The sequence below is a fragment of the uncultured Succinivibrio sp. genome (genome assembly GCF_902756765.1).
Lineage (GTDB): Bacteria > Pseudomonadota > Gammaproteobacteria > Enterobacterales > Succinivibrionaceae > Succinivibrio.
Map to the genome: position 1 here is coordinate 1 of NZ_CACVSS010000200.1, position 5,395 is coordinate 5,395.

The window sequence follows — 5,395 nt, forward strand, 5'->3', positions numbered from 1 at the left end:
TCCTAAATACGGGATTCCTTCAGGAACAACCGGTCCGCTGTGGTTCAGATAGAACTGTCAATTCCTGCGTGCAGATATGCATTCTGAAATATTCAGAACTGAATGTTTTTTGATCGTAAACAGTAATTTTGTGAGATAAAACATGGTTTGTGTTCCCAAGTAGGATAAAATGAATTGGCTCTGTTGTAACAGAGTATTGATCATACATTATTGAATAGAACTTTCCCAATTAATAATACTATATAAGATGTGCAAATATTGAGCACATCTTGTCTCAATATCTTATTATTTGCTCCATATACCAACCAACAACATAATTTCCTCAGTTTTCAGGTAGACATAAAGCCCGTTTTCTCCCTAAATAAATTAAAAAATATCGACAAAATTGTGAAATTTTTCTTGAATATAGTCTAATTATAAGTTATAATTAGACTATATGTTTACGGAGTTTGATATGCCAATACCTAGAGATATTCTTGATGTAGAAAGACCTAAAAATACTGTTGTTATTGTTTACGGAGTAAATAAAGATAAGTACGCTGTCAGACAAAGAGTCGGCTGCAAGCGTGTTAACGGAAAGAATATACCGCTCAATGGACCGACTATCGGACATATCATTAATGGTAAATATGTGCCTAAAAATCAAAATCTAAATATCAATTTATCAAAGAAAAAAGATAATCCGGAATTTAATTTGGACTTAAAGGACTGGGCAAATATTATGCTGTCCAACGAGTTGTTTTCAGGAATATTGGAGGAACTAAAAGAATTATATAGCGAAGATGATGCTCACAGAATATTTGCTATATCTATACTGAGAGTCTGTTATCCAGGAATAAAAGATTATGAGCTAAAGGAATATTATGATAACAGCTTCCTTTCTGAACTGTACCCTAATATATCTCTTTCAAAGAATATTGTTTCCGAGTTTTTTAAAAATCTTGGTAAATTCTGCAACACTATTAAAAAATTCATGCAAAAAAGAGCCGATGAAGTTGGATTAGAGCATCATTTACTAATCGATGGAACATTGAAATCCAATGAATCAAAAATTAATTCATTATCAGAATATTCACGTAAAGCCAAAATTAAAGGAGCAAGAGACATTTCTGTACTGTATGCATTTGATTTTGACAGAATGGAACCGGTATGTTCAAAATGTTACCCGGGAAATATGCTCGATGTTACGAGTTATAAGGACTTTATTGTAGAAAATGGTATAAAAAAAGGGATAATAGTTGCCGATAAGGGTTTTCCATCTTCGGCTGTTCAGGAGCAGTTTGATGAGAATAAGGATTTACATTATCTAAATCCTGTTAAGCGAAATTCAAAATTTATTAAAACTCACAACCTTCTGGACTTTAATCAGATTCTTTCTGGTTTTGAGGGTATTGTCACAGCCAAGTTAGTTTGTCATCAAAACAGTCCACTAAATTGTCAAATTCTCAGCTCTAAAATTTTCCTGAGTAAAAGATCCTAATTTTGCCAGTTGTTGTTGCTCTCTTCCTTTGTCAAAACCTTCTGATTTATAACTTTGCATAACAGTTTGCTCTTACTTTTGCCAGAACGTACTGCCCGTAATTTTGTTAATTTTAACTGCTATTTTATTTTGTACAGAGTTACTGCTCATTTTTTTGTATAGAGTGGTTGCTCATTTTTGCATATGCTATAGAATTGGGTTGCCTATATAAAGGTGTTAACAAGCTGTAAGTTATGGAATATCGGTAAGATCAAATCCTGAGATAATGAAGAACTGTCTGCTGTCGAGGCTGAGAGTGCAGGAACATTTTTTTCGATAAACCCCCTGCACAATGTAGTTTCGACCAGGTATTTTGATCTACCTTTAGAACACGAACGAGAAACTACATGATTATTGTACCATTTTGCAAATGCATTGTAATTACCCGCGAGTTTAAAAAAGAAGATGGTTCTGTTCACATGTGGAGGGATGGATTTACAGATTACGTCAAATTAATCCTTAATCTGGAAGATGGCAGTTGTTGCGATTCTAAGCCATGTCACCTGCAAAAACTAAGATGTTCCAACCCAAACTGCAGTTCCCATCGTGTGCGTAAGGATAATGCAGGTAAACATAAAGATGTACTGCATGAAACGCACGTTATGCTTCCCGATCATGGATTACCAAGGTATGAGGTTCAAGCCGGTAACTTCGATGATTTTCATCTTATTGCGGTACAAATATCCAGCTATGTTCAGAAGATGCGGGAGGCCGGTAAACTCAAAGAGCACTTTCATCTCACCCATAAGCTGTTCCTAAAAATTTTAGGAAACAATCCCGTAACAAAGAATATGCTGCAGCGCTATCAAAGCAATCTTAGGTATATTTACGATTGTTTTTTCAGCCGTGGCCGGTGGAGTAAGCTGCTGAATATTACCGAAGTGATAAAGAAAGCCGGCGCGGCCATAATCCGTTCACTTGAAATCCAGAACTCCAGCTGTTCAGAAATGAATTTTGAACGCCGGTCCAATCCGGTGACCTCCAATCCGCCACCTCCGATTTCCAAAATCTTACTGTCCATGTGCTCTTACAAAGTCCGAACATTATCCAAATCACCGAAACACTCTTTAGGGTATATAGCCAGGATAATATGCCCTGCCGGGAGATTATTAAGCCCCGGAGGTTAGATTTTAAACAGTTACCAATAAAAGGGGAGAACTATGACTTTAACAGTACCTAAAATTCAAAACCGGAATGAATCAGCTGAGTCATTCCGACTGCAGATTATTGCGCCTGTTATCAGGATTAACAGAGAAACAGAGGAAGGACGCAGGGAATTCAGAGATCAAATTGCACAGATAGCCTCTGAATTCAATCTGTCGGAAAGAACCCTGAAACGGTGGATTGAAAGATATGAAAAAGGTGGACTGCCCGGACTGCGTAATCAATATCCGAAGGTTCGCTCCGACTGCCGGCTGTTCATCAAATTTGAGTCACTGATGAATGAGGCCAAAGTAATGAGGATGCACACTCCGACCATCAGTGTAAAGGAAATCATACGCTGTCTGGAATCCCGTCATCCGAATCTTACCGGTATAGTCAAACGCAGTACTCTGCAACGGCACCTGTTTGAGGAAGGTTTCGGACGCCGTACGCTTCTGCAGGAACGGGAACAGAACGGCAGAGCCTTTTTCGGACGTTACCGCAAGGAACACCGGATGGAGCAGATTCAGGGAGATGTGAAAGAGCCGCCAAGAGGTGTTTGTGTTGATGAAAACGGTATGCCCGTAACACCGTATGTGCAACTGTGGATGGATAATTACAGCAGGAAAATACTATCGTGGCGGATCGGAACCAATCAGCAGGATACCATTGCATTAAGCAGTCTGCGGCAGTTGATTGAAACCCACGGGGTTCCAGCTTCAATACTGACTGATCAGGGCTCCATATATAACGGCAAGGCCATGCTTCACTGTACCCGTACACTTGGAATTGTTCACAAAAAATCGCGCCCTTACAAACCACAGAGTAAGGGCGCACTTGAACGAGTCAATGAAACTCTGGATGATCTGTTCATCCCTTTTGAGAGTATGACAGATGTAAGGTTTGACGCATTCAAGGAAATTGTTGAAAACCGCATCCGTGAATACAACAGCGCAAAGCACTCGGCACTGGTGGAATACGACAGTTCCAACAATAAAACCATTCTATCACCGGACGAGGCTTTTGAAAAGGATTCTGCCATAACTGCCAGAATTCCTGATCCGCAGCAAATTTTGCAAATCAGGTGAATTTGCAGTTATCAGTACCTCGCTGACCGATAGAACGGTCCGTCAGGTAATTGAAAATACCAAAGAGGAGATTGAACGCGGTGCTGATGTATATACTTTCCATGAGTTGACTCCGTTCGTTCCTAAATCAAATGTAAGATTTAAAGATATTGCCGGCTCTGTTCAGACAAAGAAGAAAAAGGACATGCTCAAAAATCTTCCGCAAATCCCGGCACAGGTTGAACGTCAGGCCAGGGAACTGTTGAAGAGTCGAGGACTGTACAAAAATGAGGACATCTTTATGAATACACAGCTGCCGGCCATTCTTTTTACTCAGCAGATTAACCAGAATCTTCAAACAGCACCGGTGTACGGAGGGGCCGTATCTCTGCCTGAAGTTTCTTCAGACGAAAATCTTGAAACCGCTCCAACCGCGAATGAAGAGCCGTCATGCAGTCCGACCGGTGGAACGCAGGCAGAACTGCCATCCGGCGTTGATAACAAAGAGTTCGATTTTGATGAAGAAATTGATTTTGATTCTGACAAATCGCTTTACAGCCGTAATATAGGAGAATAAACAAATGGCAGCCAGTGATTTTCTTTCCTACTTTTCTATGAAAAATATGCCGTTCACAACCAGTATCGGTACCGATTTTCTTTATAAAAACCCTCTGCAGAATGATGTAAAACAGAAACTCGGGCTTACCGTAGACAGTAATTCCTTTGCACTGCTTACCGGCCGTCCCGGTATCGGGAAAAGTACGGCATTAAGATTGTTTACCAGTTCGTTGAATCCTGATAACTATCTGATATTTTACGTATCTATTTCCAACCCTACACCAAGATGGCTGTACACTGTACCTTTGGAAGCTATGGGAGTCAAACCGCATATCTATGTAAATGATGCCCGCAGACAGTTTCATCAGGAGATCATGATTCAGAAAAAGACCTACAACCGTAAAGTCATTATGATTATCGATGAGGCCCATCTGCTTACTCAAAGCTACCACAAGTACAACCAGCTGGAAGAAATCAGGTTCCTGCTTAACGGAGAGGATAAATACGACTCCGGCTCACCGCTCAGTCTTATTCTGGCAGGTCAGAGTGAAATATGCGACATACTCAACAATGAAAAATGCACCGCCATTACTCAGAGAATACAGTATGTTTGTAATCTTCAGCCTTTGAAAAATGAGCAAATCGGACCGTACATTACCGCTCATCTGAGATGGGCCGGTGTAACAGAACAGTTATTTTCATCGGAATCTGTAACACTGCTTGCCGAACTGTCGGAGGGGATACCGCGAATGCTCAACAAAATCTGTCTGCATTCACTTAACTATGCTGCGCTTAAAAACGCCCGCATGGTAACTCCTGATATTATTGAACTTGCGGCAGGTAACGAGGTCATCGAGTTCATGCTAAAAAACGGAAAACTCGGTACCTCTGACTAATCTGAGCTATCACATTTACAGAAGCAGAGGCTCGACACCGGCTGACAGATCGTTTCGAACGGCTGTCAGCTTAATTAACTTACTGGTTACAAAATAAACAGATAATCAAATGTTCGAGGGGAAAAACTCGAACATTTTCCCCATCCCCATACCACGGGCCTTAATACGGTCCGGACAAACTTAAAATCTATTACTTCTGACATTCAAATGGG

General features: G+C 40.4%; 5 protein-coding genes and 1 pseudogene. All 6 read left to right on the forward strand.

Annotated features, from left to right (window positions below):
- The first annotated feature begins 454 nt into the window (after positions 1-454).
- The 6 genes and pseudogenes from QZU45_RS12370 (at position 455) to QZU45_RS12390 (ending at position 5,183) form a co-directional block, all read left to right on the forward strand.
- Entirely contained in the window at positions 455-1,480 is a 1,026-nt protein-coding gene (locus tag QZU45_RS12370; RefSeq protein ID WP_295355735.1) for a transposase, read from the forward strand.
- A gap of 386 nt (positions 1,481-1,866) precedes the next feature.
- A complete protein-coding gene (locus QZU45_RS12375) occupies positions 1,867-2,646 on the forward strand; it encodes a hypothetical protein (RefSeq protein WP_295355737.1) in 780 nt (259 codons plus the stop codon).
- Positions 2,647-2,679: 33 nt separating this feature from the next.
- Positions 2,680-2,895: pseudogene (locus QZU45_RS12570) on the forward strand (helix-turn-helix domain-containing protein); the annotation flags it as partial.
- Positions 2,896-2,976: 81 nt separating this feature from the next.
- The gene (locus QZU45_RS12380; protein ID WP_295355739.1) at positions 2,977-3,750 is read left to right on the forward strand and encodes a DDE-type integrase/transposase/recombinase; all 774 of its coding nucleotides are present in this window, start codon (positions 2,977-2,979) and stop codon (positions 3,748-3,750) included.
- 106 nt (positions 3,751-3,856) lie between these two features.
- Entirely contained in the window at positions 3,857-4,306 is a 450-nt protein-coding gene (locus QZU45_RS12385; protein WP_295355741.1) for a hypothetical protein, read from the forward strand.
- A 4-nt stretch (positions 4,307-4,310) separates the two neighbouring features.
- The gene (locus QZU45_RS12390) at positions 4,311-5,183 is read left to right on the forward strand and encodes an AAA family ATPase (protein WP_295355743.1); all 873 of its coding nucleotides are present in this window, start codon (positions 4,311-4,313) and stop codon (positions 5,181-5,183) included.
- Positions 5,184-5,395 lie beyond the last annotated feature (212 nt).

What these genes read in the sequence shown, in the direction of transcription:
- QZU45_RS12380 (WP_295355739.1), top strand. Translation starts at nt 2,977, where the DNA reads ATGAGGATGCACACTCCGACCATCAGTGTAAAGGAAATCATACGCTGT.
- QZU45_RS12370 (WP_295355735.1), top strand. Translation starts at nt 455, where the DNA reads ATGCCAATACCTAGAGATATTCTTGATGTAGAAAGACCTAAAAATACT.
- QZU45_RS12390 (WP_295355743.1), top strand. Translation starts at nt 4,311, where the DNA reads ATGGCAGCCAGTGATTTTCTTTCCTACTTTTCTATGAAAAATATGCCG.
- QZU45_RS12375 (WP_295355737.1), top strand. Translation starts at nt 1,867, where the DNA reads ATGATTATTGTACCATTTTGCAAATGCATTGTAATTACCCGCGAGTTT.